The organism is Vogesella mureinivorans, assembly GCF_007644035.1.
Lineage (GTDB): Bacteria > Pseudomonadota > Gammaproteobacteria > Burkholderiales > Chromobacteriaceae > Vogesella > Vogesella mureinivorans.
Map to the genome: position 1 here is coordinate 1 of NZ_VMTV02000771.1, position 517 is coordinate 517.

The following is a 517-nucleotide window of genomic DNA, read 5'->3' on the forward strand; positions in this document are numbered from 1 at the left end:
TTAAACATTCATGCACTGCTCTACGAAGCAGGTCTAAGCCTTGTTTGGTATGGGCTGAAACATAAACACGCTCGGGTTGATGAGGTTTGGCATAGATGATTTTTGCTTCATCATGACTTTGGTCAATTTTGTTATACACCCTAAGCGTTGGAATATCAGCACCAATTTCTTTTAATACGGTTTCAACCGCATCGATTTGCTCCATCATGTCTGGACTACTGGCATCGATCACATGTAGCAACAAAGTTGCCTCTAAGGTTTCTTCTAGCGTAGCTTTAAAAGATTCGACTAAAGAATGAGCGAGATTGCGCACAAAACCAACAGTATCTGCAAGAACCAATGTGCCAATACCATCCCAATCCAAACGACGCAATGTTGGATCTAATGTTGCAAAGAGCTGATCTGCTGCATAAACATCACTGTTTGCCAAAATATTAAACAGTGTTGATTTTCCTGCATTGGTATAACCCACTAAGGAAACGGTTGGAATATTGGCTTTTGCTTTTATCGCTAATTA

Annotated in this window: 1 protein-coding gene; it reads right to left on the reverse strand. The window is 40.2% G+C overall.

Going from position 1 to position 517, the window contains the following annotated elements:
* Positions 1-472 (reverse strand): GTPase (locus tag FLQ44_RS18150; protein WP_240801340.1); only part of this gene is annotated, 472 nt, incomplete at its 3' end.
* Positions 473-517: the final 45 nt, after the last annotated feature.